General features: G+C 71.7%; 7 protein-coding genes and 1 pseudogene. 6 read left to right on the top strand and 2 right to left on the bottom strand.

Going from position 1 to position 19512, the window contains the following annotated elements; translation table 11 throughout:
• The 6 genes and pseudogenes from DD1DGNOD_RS26875 to DD1DGNOD_RS11010 form a co-directional block, all read left to right on the top strand.
• Positions 1–1250, top strand: a pseudogene (locus DD1DGNOD_RS26875) (BREX system serine/threonine kinase PglW); the annotation flags it as partial.
• Positions 1247–4864: a BREX-2 system adenine-specific DNA-methyltransferase PglX gene (gene pglX / locus DD1DGNOD_RS11030; RefSeq protein WP_131770046.1), complete on the top strand. Its 3618-nt coding sequence runs from the start codon at positions 1247–1249 to the stop codon at positions 4862–4864. The pseudogene DD1DGNOD_RS26875 and the gene pglX, both read left to right, overlap by 4 nt.
• The gene (locus tag DD1DGNOD_RS11025; RefSeq protein ID WP_131770045.1) at positions 4861–8880 is read left to right on the top strand and encodes a phage resistance protein; all 4020 of its coding nucleotides are present in this window, start codon (positions 4861–4863) and stop codon (positions 8878–8880) included. The genes pglX and DD1DGNOD_RS11025 overlap by 4 nt, the downstream gene beginning before the upstream one ends.
• On the top strand, positions 8877–12056 hold the full coding sequence (pglZ, locus tag DD1DGNOD_RS11020) for a BREX-2 system phosphatase PglZ (RefSeq protein ID WP_131770044.1): 3180 nt from the start codon (positions 8877–8879) through the stop codon (positions 12054–12056). Before DD1DGNOD_RS11025 ends, pglZ begins: the two co-directional genes overlap by 4 nt.
• A gap of 79 nt (positions 12057–12135) precedes the next feature.
• Positions 12136–13521 (top strand): BREX system ATP-binding protein BrxD, encoded by a 1386-nt coding sequence (gene brxD, locus DD1DGNOD_RS11015; RefSeq protein ID WP_131770051.1) that lies wholly within the window; start codon positions 12136–12138, stop codon positions 13519–13521.
• A 101-nt stretch (positions 13522–13622) separates the two neighbouring features.
• The gene (locus DD1DGNOD_RS11010) at positions 13623–15890 is read left to right on the top strand and encodes a DEAD/DEAH box helicase (RefSeq protein ID WP_131770050.1); all 2268 of its coding nucleotides are present in this window, start codon (positions 13623–13625) and stop codon (positions 15888–15890) included.
• A 558-nt stretch (positions 15891–16448) separates the two neighbouring features.
• On the opposite strand, the gene DD1DGNOD_RS11005 is transcribed toward DD1DGNOD_RS11010, so the two are convergent.
• Together DD1DGNOD_RS11005 and DD1DGNOD_RS11000 are read right to left on the bottom strand one after the other, a co-directional pair.
• Positions 16449–18050 (bottom strand): serine/threonine-protein kinase, encoded by a 1602-nt coding sequence (locus DD1DGNOD_RS11005; RefSeq protein ID WP_131770043.1) that lies wholly within the window; start codon positions 18048–18050, stop codon positions 16449–16451.
• A gap of 704 nt (positions 18051–18754) precedes the next feature.
• A partial coding sequence (locus DD1DGNOD_RS11000; protein WP_206443090.1) for a WS/DGAT domain-containing protein occupies positions 18755–19512 on the bottom strand: 758 nt, incomplete at its 5' end.

Raw genomic sequence — 19512 nt, 5'->3', positions numbered from 1 at the left:
CCGACGACGACGGACCGCACACCCCGGCCGCCCCGGCGCTGCTCGACTACGCGGACGCGCTCGGCCGGGTCGCGGACCGGCTCGCCGCAGCGGAGGTACTGCCGGCGCCGGCGACGGTGCTGCGGGAACTGGCCGCGGTTCGGGCCGCGCCGGCCGGCGGCGACGGCGACACCGCGGACAGCGCCGCGGCCGGGCCGGACGTCACAACGGACGCGCTGGGCGGGCGGCCGTTGCTCGACGAGCAGCGGCTGGTGCGGCTGGCCGCCGCCGCGTCGCGCACCGCCGCCGCGACCGCCCGCCTGGAGATCTACCCGCGTGACCTCGACCCGGTGCGGGCGCTGCGGATCGCGCAGGCGGGCCTCACCTCGCCGGCCGCCGGCCCGGAACGCCGGCATGACCCCTCGGTGCTGACCGTCGCCGCCGTGCACGAACGGGTGCTGGCCCGGTTCCCGCAGCTCGCAATCGAACTGCCGGACCATCCGCGGCTCGACGGCCTGCTCACCGGGGCCGGTTTCGCCGTCACCTGGGACCGTCTCCGCAGCGGCTACGTACCGCCGCACGGTCCGCTGTCGTCGACCGGTGTCGGGTCCGATCCGACGACGGTCGGCAGGCGGGCGACCGCGGTCGCGCGGCAGCGTCCCGCCGCGCAGACACCTGACCAGTCCGCCGCCGCGGCCGCTGAACGGGCGCTCGTCGATGCGGCCGCCGGCGACGGCTTCCGGGCGCTGACGGTGAGCCGTAGCCGCTACCTCGCCGCCCGTGCCGAGCTGGTCTGCCGGTTCGGCGTCGAGCCGGTGCCCGTCGCGGCGCTGTTCCTGGACGCCCTGCACGCCCAGGTGGACCCCCGGCCGAAACCGACGTGGGCGACGGTCCTTGCCGCGGATGTCGCCGAACCGGGCAGCCGGTCCGCCCGCAAAATCCGTGAGTTCGTTGCGGCGGCGTGGTCGACGGCCGCGCCCCACCTGCTCGCCACCGTCGCTGGCGAGACGAACGGGGGTGCCGGCGGTCCGGTGCTGCTGCACGACGCCGGGCCGTTCGGCCGCTACCACGGGATGGATCTGCTGTACGCGCTCGCCGAGCGGGCCCGCCGCGGCGGGCGGCCGACATGGGTGCTCTGCCCCGTCGAGGACCCGACGCTGCCGCCGCAGCTCGACGGCGTCCAGGTGCAGCCGGCCAGCGAAGGCGAGTGGATACCGCTGCCCAACGCCTGGGTGGCGAACGCGCATCGGTCAGGGGGACAGGAATCGTGATCGACCGGAAGGCGCTGCTCGGTGACGCGCAGCGGCAGGTCACAGCGCTGGAGAAGGACCTGCGCCGGCAGGTCGACGAGCTCGCCGAGGTCGGCGCCCGGCTGCGCGCCGAGTACGACCGCACCTTCGAGGTGAAGCGGACCGCGGCGACGTGGCCGGCGTGGCTTGACGAGCGCGTCACCCAGGCGGCAGCCGCCTGGGTGCTCGGCACCGTGTTCGTCCGGTTCTGTGAGGACAACGGGCTGCTCGCCGAGCCGTACCTGGCCGGCCCCGATGACGACCGGATGGCGCTCGCGGAGGAGCGGCACGAGGACTTCTACCGGCGTCATCCGCACGAGACGGCCCGCGGTTGGCTGCTCGCCGCGTTCGACGCGATCGCCGCGGTCCCGGCCGGCGCCGGGCTGTTCGACCGCCGGCACAACGCGCTCTACCAGATCCCGGTGTCGCATGACGTGGCAAACGCGCTCGTCGCCTTCTGGCGTCGCCGCGGCGAGGACGGCGCCCCCGCCCACGACTTCACCGACCCCGACTGGGACACCCGCTTCCTCGGAGACCTGTACCAGGACCTGTCGGACGGCGTCCGCAAGAAGTACGCGCTTCTGCAGACTCCGGAGTTCGTCGAGGAGTTCATTCTCGACCTGACACTCACCCCGGCGATCGACGAGTTTGGCCAGGACGCGGACGAGTTGAAGCACTTCAAGCTGATCGACCCGACCTGCGGGTCCGGGCACTTCCTGCTTGGGGCGTTCCGCCGCCTGCTCGCCAAATGGGAGAAGAAGGCCCCGAGCCGGGACGTCCACGAGCGTGTCCGGCTCGCCCTCGACGCCGTGCACGGGGTCGACATCAACCCGTACGCGGTCGCCGTCGCCCGGTTTCGGCTCGTCGTCACGGCGTTGCGCGCCGCCGGCATCCCCACCTTCACCGCGGCTGCGGGCTATATCTTTCCCCTGCACGTCGCAGTCGGCGATTCACTGCGTCAGTACGAGCAACGTCTCCTCATTGACGATAATCGCGAGTCCGATAGTAGCGCGATTACTCTTCCCGCTTTTGCGTATGATACGGAAGACGTTCACGAACATCCAAAAATCCTTGAATCCGGACGCTACCATGTTGTCGTTGGCAATCCGCCATATATCACGGTGAGGGACAAGGAAGATAACAGGCATTACCGTGAACGCTTCAGCGCCTGCGCCGGGACGTTCGCGCTGTCCGTGCCGTTCGCTCAACACTTTGCAAGACTTGCCAAGCGCGGAGACGCCGAAGGCCGCGGCTCCGGATATTTTGGGCAGATCACAGCGAACTCTTTCATGAAAAGAGAGTTTGGCAGGAAGCTGGTGACGGAGTTTTTTGCGCTCTGGGTAGAGCTGACCCATGTCATCGACACATCCGGTGCATATATTCCCGGGCATGGTACGCCTACTGTCATACTGGCCGGCCGGAACAACAACCAAAAGAGGTCGGGCACTGTTCGGGCCGTCCTAGGGGTGCGGGGTGAGCCTGCAGCCCCCGACGTCGCCGGCGACGGGCTCGTCTGGCGAGCGATCGTAGAGCAGGTACACAAAGCTGGCTCGGAGAGCGAGTGGGTGAGTGTTGTTGACCGGCCACGAAGTTACTTCAGCAAGTTCCCGTGGAGCCTAGGAGGCGGCGGAGCCGCCGATCTAGTAAAGACGCTGGAGAACGGCGCCAGAAAAATGTCCAGCACGGTCTCCGCTCCGATCGGCCGCGCAATTCGTGCCGGTGCGGATGAAGCATTTGTGCGTCCGGCCAGGATGATGCGGAGATGGCCGGAAGTCGACGCCTTCCTCAAGCAGTTGCTCGTGGGAGAAGTGGTTCGAGACTGGGATGCGACCCCAGAGGAAATTATCTGGTACCCATATGTGGCGGGCGTAGAGTCCATATTGACAACCGTGCTCTGGTCGTGGCGCCACCAGCTGGAGGAGCGGCGGACATTTAAGGGAAAGATGGCAGATGCGGGCCTTTCCTGGTGGGAGTATATGCAACATACCGCATCCGCCTACACCTCCCCGTTGTCGATCTCCTTTGGCGAAGTCGCAACGCATAATCATTTCGTATTGGATCGGGGTGGGAAGGTATTCAAGCAGACAGCGCCCGTGGTCAAACTACCCGAGAATGCGGGCGAGGACCAGTATCTGCAGCTGCTTGGAGTGCTCAATAGTTCGACCGCATGTTTCTGGCTCAAGCAGGTTTGCTACCCGAAAGGCGGCGACCCGGTTGGACAGCACGGCGCACGGGTGAGCGCAGAGCCATGGTCAGACCGCTACGCGTTCAATGGCTCAAATCTTGAGCGGTTTCCGCTGCCGGCGGAGTATCCGTTGGAGCTGGCGCGGGAGTTGGACCGGTTGGCGCAACGGCTGACCGCGGTCAGCCCGGTGGATGTGGCCGTCGAGGGAACACCGACGCGGGAGCGGCTCGACGCGGCGCGGGCGGAGTGGGAGCCGACCCGGGCGCAGATGATCGCGCTGCAGGAGGAACTGGACTGGCAGGCCTACCGGCAGTATGGCCTGCTCGACGATGAGCTGACCCTGCCGGTGGAGAAGGTTCCGGAGCTGAAGCTTGGTGAGCGAGCGTTCGAGATCGTGCTGGCTTGGCGGATCAAGGACGGTGAGGAGACGTCCGAATGGTTCACCCGGCACGACTCCACGCCAATCACCGAGTTACCCGCGCACTGGCCCGCGGAGTACTACAAGCTGGTGGAGAAGCGTATTGCGCTTATCAAGTCGAACCGGTACATCGCCCTCATCGAACGTCCCGAATACAAGCGGCGCTGGGCCACCGAAGGCTGGAATAAGCTCCAGGACACAGCGCTGCGAGACTGGCTACTGGACTGCTGTGAGGCCCGCGAGCTGTGGTTTCACGAGATCGACGGGATGGAGCAGCCACGGCTGCGCAGCACCGCCGAGCTCGCCGACGAGCTGGCCACTGACCGGGATTTCGTCACCGTCGCCGGGGTGTACCGGCCGGGGAAGGACCTCGGCACAGTCGTCGCCGAGTTGGTCGCCGACGAGCACGTCCCCTATCTCGCCGCCATGCGCTACACCGAGACGGGCCTGACGAAACGCGCCAGCTGGGAGTATGTCTGGGACCAGCAGCGGGCCGAGGACGCCGAAACGGACGAGGAGAGGAAACGGGCGATCCGGGACGCGATCCCGCTGCCGGAGAAATACGCCCCGAAGGATCTCCGGAAAACGAGCTACTGGCGAGCGCGCGGCAAACTCGATGTGCCGAAGGAACGATTCATCTCCTACCCACACGCCTCCCGGGACAACGACCTGCACCTGCTGCTCGGCTGGGCCGGCTGGGACCACCGCGAGCAGGCGCAGGCGCTCGCGACGCTCGTCGTCGAACGGGAGGAGGGCGACGGCTGGCCGGTCGAACGGCTCGTCCCGCTGCTCGCCGGGCTGCGTGAGGTGCTGCCGTGGGTGCGGCAGTGGCACGACGAGGTCGACCCGGCCTACGACGGCAGCCCCGCCGACGTCTACGCCGACTTCCTCGCCGAGCGCGCCGGCCGGCTGCACCTCACCGACGAGACGCTCACGTCGTGGCGCCCACCGACGACGGCGCGTGGCCGCAGGAAGAAGGCAGGTGCCGCATGACCCGCCCGCCGTCGACGAGCCAGCCGCTGCTGCGCGACGTCATCGATATCCCGGAGCGGACCAGCGACAGCGACTTTGTCCTGAAGCTCACCGAGGGAGTCACCGACGCCGAGGCGACGCTGCGGGAGTACGTCCTCACCGACCGGCTGGTCGGGAACTTCGACGAGACGCTCGGGCTGATCGCGCAGGCCGTCGCCACCGGCCAGTCGAAAGCCGTCTACCTGCATGGCTCGTTCGGCTCCGGCAAGTCGCACTTCATGGCGGTGCTGCACGCGCTGCTGCGCGGCGAACCGGTGGCGCTGGCGCGCCAAGAGCTCGCCGCCGTGCTCGCCCGGCACGACGGTCCGCTCGGCGGGAAGAAGTTCCTGCTGGTGCCCTACCACCTGCTCGGCGCGAAGTCGATCGAGCAGCGGGTGCTCGGCGGCTACGCCGACTACATCCGCACCCTGCATCCCGACGCCCCGGTGCCGGCCGTGCACCGCACCGACACACTGCTCGCCAACGCTGTCCACCTGCGCGAGCGGATCGGGGACGACGAGTTCATCGCCGGCCTGCCCGACGGGGTCACCGGCGGGCACGGCCAGGACGGCGCGGACGACGAGTGGGGCGAGGGTGCGGGGTGGACGGCGGAGAAGCTCGATGCGGCGTTCGCCGCCTGGCACCGCCCCCTCGACCCGACCGGTGAGCAGCCCGCTGACGAGGCCGGTGACCTGCGCCGTCAGCTGGTGTCCGACCTGTTGACGAGCTGGTTCGACGGGATGTTCACCGACGCGACGGAGGACGCCGACGGGTTCGTCTCGCTCGACCGCGGGCTGTCGGAGATCGCCAGGCACGCGAAGGGGCTCGGCTACGACTGCGTCGTGCTGTTCCTCGACGAGCTGATCCTGTGGCTCGCGAACAACATGGGCAACCAGGCGTTCGTCTCCCGCGAGGTCCAAAAGATCACGAACTTCGTGGAGGGCGGCCAGGCCGGTCGGGTGATCCCGCTCGTCAGCTTCATCGCCCGCCAGCGCGACCTGCAGGAACTCGTCGGTGAGAACGTCGCCGGCAGCGTCCAGCTCGGCTTCCAGGACACCCTGAACCTGGCCAGCGGCCGGTTCGACACGGTCACCCTGGAGGACCGCAACCTGCCGCTGATCGCGAACCGTCGGCTGCTGCGGCCGCGTGACGCCGAAGCGAAGGCGGCGATCGACCGGGCGTTCGAATCCACGACGAAGGTCCGCGCCGAGGTGTGGGACACCCTGCTCGGCGGCGACAGCGCGACCGGCTCCGACCGGGACGCCTTCCGGCTCGGCTATCCGTTCAGCCCGGCGTTCATGGACACCCTCGTGTATGTGTCCAGCGCGCTGCAGCGCAACCGGACCGCGCTGAAGCTGATGCGCCAGCTGCTCGTCGACCACCGCGACGACCTGCGGCTCGGCCAGGTCGTGCCGGTCGGCGACCTGTGGGACGTGATCAACCGGGGGGCGGACAAGCCGTTCACCGACGGGCTGAAGGTCCAGTTCGAGGCGGCCCGCAAACTCTACGGGGAGCGGCTGCGGCCCTACCTATTGGAGCAGAACGACCTCGGCGAGGACGACCTGCTGGCGGCCCGCCGCGGCCGGGCGGATACGACGCTGGCCACCCGGGTGCGGGCGTTCACCGGCGACGACCGGCTGGTCAAGACGCTGCTGCTGGCGGCGCTCGCGCCGAGCGTGCCGGCGCTGCGCAACCTCACCGCCCGGCGGCTGTCCGCGCTCAACCACGGCAGCATCACCGACCCGATCCGCGGCAATGAGGTGTCCCGGGTCAGCCGCAAGGTCGAGACGTGGGCCGGCCAGTTCGGTGAGATCAAGTTCGTGCCCGGGGACGACGCCGGCGTCGGCCTGGAACTCGTCGGCGTCGAAGTCGACCGCATCCTCGCCAACGCCGCGCCGCTCGACACCCCCGGCGCCCGCAAGGTGCTCATCCGCCGGCTGCTCACCGAGGAACTGGACCTGCGCACCGGGGAGCAGGCGCGCATCGACGAGGCCGGTCACCGTCTCGAACTCGTCTGGCGGGGCAGCAAACGATCGGCCGAAGTGGTGTTCGGCGGTCTGCGGCCCGGTGGTGACCTGCGCGACGACCAGTTCGCATCCGGCGACGACACGGCGTGGCGGCTGATCGTCGACTACCCGTTCGACGACGAGGCATACCGGCCGGCGGACGCCCGGGCCCGGGTGGAGACGCTCACCGGCTCAGGCGAGCCGCGCCGGACGGTCTGCTGGGTGCCGACGCATCTGACCGCCGCCCGCATCGGCGACCTGCGGCTGCTCGTCATCCTCGACGCGCTGCTCAACGGCAACGGCCAGCGGTTCGACAGCCACGCCCAGCACCTGGGCGCCGACGACCGGCAGCGTGCCCGCGGCATCCTGAAGAGCCGGCACGACGCGCTGCTCACCCGATTCCGCGGGCTGCTGCGTCAGGCGTACGGGCTGGCGGAGAAACAGTCCGCCGACGTGCTGGCGGAGTACGGCGACCATCTGCTCTCGCTGTGGCCGGGCGCGCACCCGGCGCTGCCGTTCGGCGCGTCCCTACGCGACGCGGCCCGCCGGGTCGTCGCAGACCTGCTCGCCGAGCAGTTCCCCGGCCATCCCGACCTCGACCCCGACCGCCTCGGGGTCGCCGTCCGGCCCGCCGAACTGAAAGCCGTGTTCGACTACGTCCGCCAGGCCGCCGAAGCGCCCGGCGGCCGGGTCGAAGTGGCGCGGGCCGACCGGTCCACCATGCGGCGGATCGTGCACGCCCTCGGCCTCGGCGAGATGCATGAAGCCGCGTTCGTGCTCGGCCGCGGCTGGGTGGGCCACTTCCACCAGAAGGCCGCGCAGTCCGGCCGCGACGACGGCGCGGACCTGTCGGTCAAAGACCTGGTGCGTTGGATCGACGAGCCGGATCCGCGCGGCCTGGACCGTCCGGTCGCCGGCCTCGTCCTTGCCTGCTTCGCCGAGCAGACCGACCGGGCCTGGTACCGGTACGGCGGCGCGCTGAACCCGCCGCCGGACATCACCGCGATCACATCCGACATGGAGCTGCGGGGGCAGACCCTGCCCGGCGAGGCGGACTGGGCGGCCGCCCGCGGCCGGGCCGCGGTGGTTTTCGGGGTGAACGTGCCGGAGCTGCTGCGCGGCCGGCTGGTCCGCGCCTTCGTCGCCGACGTGCAGGCCGCCGCCCGCGACCGGTTGCGCGCCGGCGACGACCTGCTCCAGCAGCTCGAACAGCACGCCCGCCGGCTCGGCCTGGACCCGGCCGCCCCGCCCGGCCGGCTGCGCACCGCGCGGCTGGCGGTGACGCTGCTGACCGCCCTGGACGACCCGAAAGCGGGCGCCGACGTCGTCCGCCGGCTGGCCGTCGCCGACCTCGGCGGGCCACCCGAGCAGCTCGCCCGCGGCATCGGCCGGGCCAGGCAGGTCGCTGACGCGCTCGCCAGGGCACCGTGGGAGACCTTCGACATCGTCGAAGGTCTCCCGGAGCCGTTCGACGCCGAAGCGGCGGAGATCCTCGGTAGGCTGCGCGCCGCTGCCGCGCTCGACGAGCACGCAGCCCGGCTGCCCGATGCCATCGGCGAGGCGCAGGCGCGGGCAACCGAACTGCTGCGCCGGGCTACCAGGCGGACTCCGCCCCCGCCGCCCGAACGGCCGTGGCCGGGCGACGGAACCCTTCGCCCCCCGGTGCGCACACCACCGGCCGGCAAGGCTACGAGCGGCACCGCGACCCCCGAGCGGCCGGCGTTGCCGCAGCCGTCCGGGGTCGATGCCGGCTCGAACGGTCAACCCGGCCCCGTTGGCGTCAACGGCTCCACGCATAGGGCGCCCGGGGTCACCGGCGGCACCGAGGTCATAGGAGTCGACGGGCACGGCGGGGATGCTGGCGCGGCCTCAGCGGCCGAACGGCGGTGGCGGGTGCCGTCCGGCGAGCTCGACACGGCGCTCGCCGCGTTACGTGACGCGGTCGGCGGCCAGACCGGCGAGATCGAGATCATCTGGCGGCCGGGCCGATGACCGCGCCGTCACCGCCGGGTGCCTCCCGGGCACCGTGGCTTCCGCCGGCCGCCGTGGAGGCCCGGGTACGCCGGCTGCTGCGCGCGTCACCGAACGGGTCGACGTCGTCGTCGCTGCCCGTCATCGTCCTGTACGCCCGGCCCGAATGGCCCCGCCCGGGCGAGTTCCGGCTCGACGGGCACCTCGTGCGGGTCGTGTCGTGCGTGTCACCGCTGGCCGTCCTCGAACAGGTCACCCGGCGCGCCGCGCGTGGCGGCGACGACGTGCTGGTCCTGCTCACCGACGCCGACGAGGCCGCGCTCGGTGACGGGGTGCTCAGCCAGATCCGCCGGCACCGGGTCCACGTCGTCGAACCGTGGGCCGCCGTCGAGGAGGACTTCGGCGCCACCCGGATGGACCCGCAGCTGGTCACCGAAAGATGGGCCGCGCAGGCGCTGCTGGAGGCGCGGCCACGCGGCGGCTGGCCGCGCCTCGCCGGCGCCGTGCTCAGCCGGGACGTCGCGCTCGGTGAGCTCGCGCTCAGCCGGCTCGGCCTGCACGAGCTCGGGATACGGCCTGCCGACCTCGATGCGGCGACACTGCTGCGATGGAGCGTCACACCGGGCCGCCCGGAGGCGTTCCGCGCGTTGCCGGACGCCGAGCGGACCGGCCTCACCCGCTGGCTCGTCGACCGGACCGGCCGGGTCACCCGCGCACTGTTCGCGTTGGTCGACGCCGGGCACGGCGCGGACGCGCTGGCGTTCGGCCTGGTCTGCGACTGCCTGTGGAACCCGGCCGCGCCGGACGGCACGGAACGCGCGAAGGGACGCGCCGACCTGTGCTTCGGCGACGCCCGGCTCGACGACGTGACCGTGCGGGCGTTCGCCGACGCGGTGCGCGGCCTGGTCGTGACCGCAGTCGACACCGTCCGGCCCGGTCCCGGTGGGATCGGCGCGCCCTCGCTCGGGTTCGCCGTCGCCTCGGCGGCGACCCTGCACCCGGACGACGAGATACCGGCCCTGCTGGACCGGGCGGAGTGGCTGCTCGACCACTTCGGCGGGCGGGCCGCCGGTGCCGTCAGCGACATCCTGCCCATCGGGTTCAACACCCGGCTGGTGGCTGTCGCGGTGGCGGCGCGTGCGTTCCTGAGCCTGGCGGACCCCGGCGTGGCTGCGGCCCTCGCCGGCGCGGCGGCCGGCGTCGTCGACGCGGTCGGCCGGCTGCGCCAGCACCGGCTCGCCGAGCTGCGTCGCGACCGGGTCGAACGGGCCGCGATGGCCGCCCGGGTGGTGCGCTGGCTTGCCGCGCACCCCACGCCCTCCAGCAGGCCGACCGGCGGGCGGGGCGTACCGGCCGGCGCCCCGACCACTATGGCCGCCGGGCTCGACGCCCACCTGACCGACTGGGCCTGGGTCGACGTGGCGCTCGCAGCGCTGTGGACCGGCGACGGGCAGCCGGAGCTCGCGGCAGCCTACGGCGAGCTCTACCAGACCGCAGCGCGCCGCCGACGCGACCTCGACGGGGCGTTCGTCCGGCAGCTGGCCCGCTGGACCGCCGTCGGTGGACCGGCGGACGGCGCTGCCGCGGCGGGCGTTGCCGGCACGGCCGCCGACCGCGGGGTCCCGCTGCTCGTCGAGGAGATCCTCGACCGGGTCGTCGCGCCCGCGCTGCAGCGACGCGACAGCCGCCGGGCTAACAGGATGCTGCTCGTCGTCCTCGACGGGATGAGCGCGGCCGTCGCCGCACAGCTCGGCCAGGACCTGCGCCGCGAACGCTGGGCGGAGTTCGACCCGCTCGGCACGGTCCGCGGGGCGGCGGGCGGCGAGGCCGGTGGACCCGGCGAGGGCGGTGAGGCCGGCGGGGCTGGCGAGGTGGGCGACCGGCCACGGCGGCGCTGCGCCGTCGCCGTCCTGCCGACCGTGACCTCGGTGTCGCGCGCATCCCTCCTCGCGGGCCGACTCGTCGAGGGCCGCCAGGACCTGGAACGCTCCGCGTTCGAGACGCACCCGCGCTGGCATCGGCGGAGCGTCCGCCTGTTCCACAGCGGTGACCTGCGCGGCGCGCCCGGAGCGCCGCTCGGTGAGGAGCTGATCGCGGCGCTGACCGGCGACACCGCGCTCGTCGGCGTCGTCATCAACACCGTCGACGACACCCTCGACAAGGGGCGGGAACGGTACGACGCCGGCTGGACGGTGAACGACATCGGCGCGCTGCGCGCCGTGCTTGACCTCGCCAGGACCGCCGGGCGCGCCGTCGTCCTCACCAGCGACCACGGGCATGTCATCGACCACGGCGGCGAACCGCGCCGCGTCGACGACGCGCTCTCCGCCCGGCACCGGGCCGGTGCCGGGCCCGACCCCCTCGACGAGGGCGAGGTGCGGCTCAACGGCCCTCGGGTTCTGGCGCCGGGTGGGAGCATCGTTGCCCTGTGGGACCCGTCATTGCGTTACACGGCCCGCAAGGCGGGCTACCACGGGGGCGCGTCGCCGGCCGAGGTGACCGTCCCGGTGCTGGCATTCCTGCCGTTCGCGCCGACCGAGAACGGCGACGTTCCGCCCGGCTGGCGGACGCTGCCCGACCAGCGCCCCGGCTGGTGGTCGCTCGACCGTCCGAACATCCTGACCGGCATGGACAGCGCCACCGTCCATCTCGGCACGGCCCGGGCCACCGCTGGTTCGGGTGACCAGCCGACCGGGATGATCCGGCCGCGGGGACGCCGACGGGTCGAACAGCCGGCCGGCCCAGCGCTGTTCGACCTGCTGGCGGACGGGTCGATGCCTGGTACGCCGCATGCGGCGGCGGGAGCGCAGACAGGCGGCTCATCCGCGGCGGCGGGAACCGGAAGCGCCCCGGCGCCGAGCACGGCCACGGACGCTCTTGTCACGGCACTGCTCGCCGCGGAGCTGTTCCAGGCCCAGCTGAGCGCCACCCCGCGGGCAGTGCCGGTCGGGAAGGTCGAGGCGGCGGTGCGGGCGCTACTCGACGCCAACGGCACACTCACCGCCGCCGTCGTCGCGGAGCGGGCCGGGGAGCGGCCCGTTCGGGCCGCCGGGTTCGCCGTCACCCTGCAGAGGATCTTCAACGTCGACAACTACCCGGTGCTCTCGCTGATCGACGACGGACGGACGCTGCGCCTCGACGTCGCCCTGCTGCGGGAGCAGTTCGGCCTGACAGGTCAGCCGGGCGCGGGCCGGTGAGCAGCCAGTGACCGGCGAGCCAGCGGACGTCGGCCCGCCAGCCGACGGTGTGGTAAGCGCCGGCTTGGCCGGCGGTGGCCTGACAGGTGACACATCCCCCGCCAGCGCTGCCCGGCGCCGCGACGTGCTCGACGCGCTGCGCCGCGGCGCGGTGCCCGCCGCGGGCCTCGACCTGCTCGCAGTCGGCCTCGGCAGGTTCGAGCAGGCCGCAGCCGACGACCTCGCCGCGGTCGCCGCCGGCGGATCCGTCTTCAAGGCGGTGCGCGGCGAATACGGCTCCGGCAAGACCTTCTTCACCCGGTGGCTGGCCGAACGGGCCAAACGGCACAACCTCGCCACGGCCGAGGTGCAGATCTCCGAGAACGAGACGCCACTGCACCGGCTGGAGACCGTCTACCGGCGGCTCACCGAGCGGCTCACCACGGCGACGTTCCCGCCGAGCGCGCTGCGCCCGGTCGTCGACGGCTGGTTCTACGCCCTCGAGGAGGACGCGCTCGCCACCGGTGACGTCAACGACGAGACCGGTGGCGGCGTCGACGGTGACGACACCGGCGCGCTGGATCGGGCGGTCGGTGAGCTCCTCGACCGCCGGCTCGCCGACGTCGGCCGGACCGCACCCGCGTTCGCCGCCGCGCTGCGTGGCTACCGGGAAGCCACCGTCGCCGGCGACCAGGCGACCGCGGCTGCCGTGCTCGCCTGGCTGGGTGGCCAGCCGCACGTCGCGGCGGCCGCACGCCGGGCCGCCGGGGTCCGCGGCGAGCTCGACCACTTCGGGGCGCTCGGCTTCCTGCAGGGTCTGCTGGTGGTGCTGCGTGACAGCGGTTACCGCGGGCTGCTCGTCGTCCTCGACGAGGTGGAGACCCTGCAGCGGGTCCGTTCCGACGCCCGCGACAAGGCGCTCAACGCGCTGCGTCAGCTCATCGACGAGGTGCACGGCGGCCGTTTCCCCGGCCTCTACCTTATGATCACAGGGACTCCTGCCTTCTACGACGGCCCCCAGGGTGTCGCCCGGCTGCCACCGCTGGCGCAGCGGCTCGCCACCGACTTCAGCGCCGACGCGCGTTTCGACAACCCGCGGGCCGTGCAGATCCGGCTGCCCGGCTTCACCGAGGACTCCCTGGTCGAGCTCGGCGGCCGGGTGCGCACGCTGTATGCCGGCGGTTCCGCTGCCGCCGGGCGGATCGACGCCCTCGTCGACGACAGCTACCTCGCCGAGCTCGCCCAGGCGGTCGCCGGACGGCTCGGTGGGAAGGTGGGAGTGGCGCCACGGCTGTACCTGAAGAAGCTCGTCGGCGACGTCCTTGACCGGGTCGACCAGTTCGACGACTTCGACCCGCGTCGCGACTACCCGCTCACCATCGGCACCGTGGAGATGACGGAGCTGGAGCGCAATGCGGCGGCGAGCAGCGGTGCGGCGGCTGGCAACCCGGTCAGCGCGGACGACATCGCCCTGGACCTGCCGTGAATGAGCCGGGCCCGGCCGGCCCTGCCGATCCAGGTGATCCGAGTGATCCGAGTGATCCGGGTGATCCAGCGGACCCGAATGATCATTCGGACCCGGCCGGGCTGCTGCATCCCGTAGTGCTCCACCACATCGTCAACACGCTGCAGTGGTCGGGGCTGCGGCCGTTGCAGGAAGCCGCCGTCCCGCCGCTGCTCGCCGGCTCGGACGCCCTGCTGCTCGCCCCGACGGCCGGCGGCAAGACCGAGGCGGCCACGTTTCCGCTGCTCTCGCGGATGGCGACGCAGAACTGGCAGGGAACGGCGATCCTGTACCTGTGCCCGTTGAAGGCGCTGCTCAACAATCTGGCGCCGCGGCTGGATACCTACACCGGCTGGCTTGGCCGGCGGGCCGCCGTGTGGCACGGCGACGTGCCGGACAGCCGGCGCGAACGCATCCGTCGGGAGCGCCCGGACGTCCTGCTCACCACCCCGGAATCGCTCGAGGCGATGCTGGTCAGCGTTCGGACCGACCACCGCGAGTTCTTCGCGGGCGTGCGCGCCGTCATCGTCGACGAGGTACACGCGTTCGCCGGCGACGACCGCGGCTGGCACCTGCTCGCCGTCCTCGAACGCATCCGCCGGATCATCGGGCGGGATCTGCAGGTCGTCGGGCTGTCGGCGACTGTCGGCAACCCGGACGACCTGCTGCGCTGGCTGCAGGGCTCGGGCGCCGGACGGCGGCCGGCCGAGGTCGTCGCCCCACGGTCCACAGGCGAGCCGACGTTCCCGGCGGCAGCCGGAGCCGCAGTCGACCGCGCGGCCGGGTTCACGCTCGTGCCGTCAGTGCCGTCAGTGCCGTCAGTGCCGTCAGTGCCGTCAGTGCCGTCAGTGCCGTCAGCGCCGTCCGGTGACGTGACCGCTGGGGCCGGCGCACGTTACCGAATCGACCAGCCGCCGGCCAGGGCGCAGCCGGACGAGATCGAGCTGGACTACGTCGGGTCGGTGTCCAACGCGGCGACGGTGCTCGCGGCCCTGCATCACGGCGAAAAGCGGCTGGTGTTCTGCGACTCCAAGCAGCTCGTTGAGGAGCTCGGGCAGGCGCTGCGGGCCCGCGGGGTCACCACGTTCCTCTCACACGCGTCGCTGTCCGCCGCCGAACGTCGCCGCTCGGAGGAGGCGTTCGCGCAGGCCAGGGACTGCGTGATCGTCGCGACCAGCACCCTCGAACTGGGCATCGACGTCGGAGACCTCGACCGGGTCGTCCAGCTCAACACCCCCGGCACCGTCGCGTCGTTCCTGCAGCGGCTCGGCCGGACCGGCCGGCGGCCGGCAACGGTGCGTAACTGCCTGTTCCTCGCACTGTCGGAGGACGCGCTGGTGCAGGCCGCCGGCCTGCTGCTGCTGTGGGGCCGCGGCTGGGTCGAACCCGTCGTCGCGCCACCGCAACCACGCCACATCGTCGCCCAGCAGATCCTCGCGCTCTGCCTTCAGGAGAGCAGGGTCGGGGACCGGTTGTGGACTGACGAGTGGAACGGCCTCGCGCCGTTCGACCGCTCCGCCGAACCGATCGTCCGCCATCTGGTCCGCGAGGGATACCTCGACGCCGACGGCGGGATGTTGTTCGTCGGGCCGCAGGCCGAACGGCGGTTCGGCCACCGGCACTTCTCCGAGCTCACCGCCGTGTTCACCGCCGCGCCCGAATTCACCGTCCTGTGTGGGCGGGACGAGATCGGCCGGACCGACCCGGTGCTGCTCACCGACCCGGTGGAAGGCCCCCGTCTGCTGCTGCTAGCCGGCCGGAGCTGGCGGGTCACGCACATCGACTGGAAGCGGCGGCGCTGTTTCGTCGAGCCAGCCGACGGCGGCGGGCGGGCACGCTGGCTCGGCTTCGCCCCGGGAACGCTGTCGTTCCCGATGGCCAGGGCGATGCGCGACGTCCTGCTCGGTGCCGACCCGCCGGTCCCGCTGACCAGGCGGGTGCGGGAACGGCTGGCGTCGGTCCGCGACCAGCACACGAACCTGGTCCACCCCGCCGGCACGCTGATCGTGCGTGACCACGGCGACGACGTCCGGTGGTGGACCTGGGCGGGGGAGCGGGCGAACCTCACGCTGGTGGCAACCCTCGGCGATCTTGCGGACGGGCGCCAGCGGGCGGACGCGGCCCATGTGCGGCTGCGTTCCGACCTGACTCCGGCCATGTGGAAGGCCGCGACCACGGACGTCGAGGACCGGCTGTGCCTGCCGCACGTCGACGAGCAGGCGCTCGCCGGACTGAAGTTCAGTGGTGCGCTGCCACCGCGGCTCGCCGAGGCGACGCTGGCCGCGCGGCTTGCAGACCTGCCGGCCGCCCGCAGCGTCCTCGCCGAGCCGATCCGCATCCTCCTCCGGTGAGTTTGGCTAAAGGCCACCTGGTGAGCGGAGACTCGTTGGATACCGGTGGGGACCGGATGCAACAGATCCTTCAGTCGGGGTGATGGCAGGCCACCAGGTGTTCCGGCGCGATCGGGCACAGGATGGGTTCCTCGGATGTGCACCTCCCGTCGGGACGGGGGCACCGGGTCCGGAACCGGCAGCCGTCCAAGGGCCGCACGGGGGATGGGGATTCGTCTACGTCTCTTCGCGGGTTTCCTTGTGACACGTCCACCAGTCGCCCGGAATGGACATCCAGGCCGGGTCGAGCTCAGGACGAGGCCCCGTTCTCGTCGAGGTAGTAGTCGGGTCCCGTGACCCAGATCCAGTACCGCCGTCCGTTTAATCCTGTTCCTGCCGTTTCCGCTCCAATTTTGATCCCGACTTGGAAAGATGCAACATAGTCACGACAGCATGTGACCCGGGCGGGACGCGGCTGCGTCCGCGTCCTCAGAGAACGGGCTGAGCGACCATGCCGCGATGCTCCTTACCCGCAACCCGACCGGCAGCGCCCATGCGCCGCTTGTGAAATCCCCTGGATCATTTCGGTAGGTCCTTGAACGCTACTGCTCTGAGATTTACTGCGGTCATCCCCTGGTGCATGCCCGGGGCGGCGCTCACCCAGAAGTAGCCCTTGATGTAATAGAAGCCCTGCACATAGTCGAAGAACGCGCCTGTTTCCGGGTCGATCGCGAGCCGGTACACGGTTCCCGCGCATTCCTTGGCCGGCTCGTATCCGGGGGTTTCGCCCGGGGGCAGGTCACCGCATTCGCCGAACAGAGTGAAGTTCGGCCGGTCGTCGCCGCCGTAGTCCGGGTCGGGCCAGAACAACTGTTGATTGCCGTCGGCTGTCGCCCGCACGTCCAGCAGGACGACCTTGGTGTCGTGGTCGTAGACGAAGTCCATGAACGGTTTCGCCGCGGCGAGATGACCGACCTTGCCCTGGAACTGGGGGACCGCCGCGGGTACCGACGTCGGTGTCGGATTCGCGTCCGATGCCGCAGCCGTTGCGATCACTGTGGCAGGTGTGGTCGTCGCGGCCGGCCCTCCGGTGACCGGTCCGGTCCCCGTCGCCACCGCGGACGGGAGCGTGGACGGGAGGATGCCCGGTGTACCGCCGCGGGTGTCACCGTCCCCGGCCAGGGCGATGCCGATCCCGGTGGCGGTCGTCCCGAGCAGCAGCACCCCGGACACGGCCAGCGCGACGGGGTGAATTCGGCGGCGGCCGGCGCCGGGCGGCGGCACCGGCACCGGCACCGGCACCGGATGCCGGGCGGTCAGCGCATGCCAGTCCTGGCCGGCGATCCGGTAGGTCGCCGTCGCCGGATCGTCCCCGCCCGGCAGCAGCGCACCGAGTAACGCCGCCGCGGTCGGGCGCCGCGACGGATCCCGCGTCAGCGCCGCGGTGACGGCGGGTAGCAGATCCCGGGGGATGCCGGAGGTGTCGGCCTCGCCGTGGACGGCCCGGTAGAGCACCACGTCCGGCCGGCCGGTGCCGAACGGTGGCCGTCCCGTGGCCGCGTAGAGGACGGTGAGAGCCCAGGCGTACACGTCCGTTGCGGGGCCCACCGGGTCCGCGCCGGTGATCTGCTCGGGGGCCATGTAGCCGGGGCTGCCCAGGCCGACCCCGGTCCGGGTGGCGACGGTGGCGTCCGCCGCGGCGGCGATGCCGAAGTCGATGACCTTCGGGCCGGTGTCGGTGAGCAGGATGTTGGCCGGTTTGAGGTCGCGGTGGACGACGCCCGCGCCGTGGATGGCGACGAGAGCCTCGGCCAGCCCGGCCGCCAGCCCGCTGAGCAGGTCCGGACCCAGCGGCCCTTCGGCGGTCACAACCTCGGTGAGGCTCGGCCCGGCGATGTACTCGGTGGCCAGCCACGGCGGGTCGGTGTCCGGGTCGGCGGCGAGCAGCCGGGCGGTGAAGGCGCCGGTCACCGCGGTCGCGGCCCGTACCTCACGCCGGAACCGTGCCCGGAACTCGGTGTCGGTCACATGGTCATCCCGGATGACCTTGACAGCTGCCGGGCGGCCGGCGCGGTCGCTGCCGAGGTAGACGACCCCCATGCCGCCGGCGCCGAGGCGGGCGCTGAGCCGGAAGCCTCCGACCGTGGCCGGATCACCCGGGCGCAGCGGCGACAGCGGCACGCCTGGCCTCCTCCGTCATGTGACGGTCTGCCGTCGACAGGACCATCCGGGGCGTCTCTGGATCGGACGCATCACCCGAGATGATGTCGCATCCGACACCGAGCCGACCGCGGACGGGCTGTGCCGAGCCCGCGGCAGGTCGCCGGGTCCCCAGGTTCTCCAGCCGGTCGGCTGCCGGATCCTGCTGAGGACGTCCCGGCTGATTATGTCCGTGACGGGGTGAACAGCGGGGGGAGGGGGTGAGTAGCGGGCGCCATGTCCGATGACGATGGCTGGCAGCGTCGTGAGGTGTTGATCCGGGATCTTGTGGCTGGGCTTGCCGAGCGGCTTCCCCGCGGCGTCCGGCTCCTGGAGGCCTGCGCCGGTACGACAACCTGCCCCGCTCGGATGCGATTCCTGGGGCTGACCGCGCTCGCGGGGGTCGCGAACGACAACCTGCCCCGCTCGGATGCGATACCGCAGGTACCGGCCGACCCGGGGAATTCTCGGGAATTGTCGGGGATCGACGTTGACCAGTCCGGAAGCATCAGCATTATTACTGACAGTTACCGACGGTGGCGATGGTCGTGTGACGGTGCTGAAGAACCCTGTGGGCGGCAGAAACGCCGTCCGTATCGCCGCCCGGCGGATACGGAGGGCGGCCCGGCCACACCCGTTCGGGATGACCCAGATGGCCTCCGCACCGCCCGGTCGCGTCGGCGGGGTCAGATGACGGGTTGCGCGGTAACGGTTCTTCGGCCCGCCGGCACGGACGGCCCGGGAGTGGGGTCGGCCGTCGAGGACTCGGCCGGCAGGGCGGCTCGCGGTGCGGGCACGGCGGCGGCAGGGGCCAGAGCGGTCAGCGCGAGCGGCAGGGCACGGCTGAGGCCGGCCACGTCCGGCTGGATCGACGGGTCGCTGTACAAGGCGATGCCGATGAAGTGGCGACTGCTGGTCACGGCGACGCTGAGCCCGTGTCCGCGGGCCAGTGGCACCATGCCGTAGAACTCCCGCATCGGGGCGCCGGCCATCCGCAGGGTGGCATTCGATTTCGGTATGTTGCTCACCACGACGTCGAACAGCAGGTTGGCACCGCGTCCGGCCAGCGGCCCGATGAGATGGTGCACCGCGGCGGGCAGCGAGTTGGCGAGTAGCGGGAACGCACCGGCTCCGCGGTGTGGCCCGTTGGCCTTGTTGCGTTCCATGGCGACGTGGACGGCCCGCAGCCGTCGTACGGGGTCCGGTTCGGACACCGGCAGTTCACACAGATATCCGGACAGGTTGTTGCCCTGCCCTGGCTCTGTGGCATCGATACGGAGAGCGACCGGGATCAGTGCCCGCGGCCTGGCCCCACCCAGCCCGCGGTCGCCGGAGTCCAGCCAGTCACGGAGAGCTCCGGCCAGCACGGCGAGGACAACCTCGTGGGTCATGACCCTGTGCTGCTGACGGACCCGCCGTACCGCGGCCGGATCCAGCTGGACGA

Origin of the sequence: Candidatus Protofrankia californiensis (assembly GCF_900634765.1) — a bacterium.
Taxonomy (GTDB): domain Bacteria; phylum Actinomycetota; class Actinomycetes; order Frankiales; family Frankiaceae; genus Protofrankia; species Protofrankia californiensis.
Note: the sequence above shows the minus strand (reverse complement) of the source record. Positions and strands in the feature narration are given on the sequence as shown.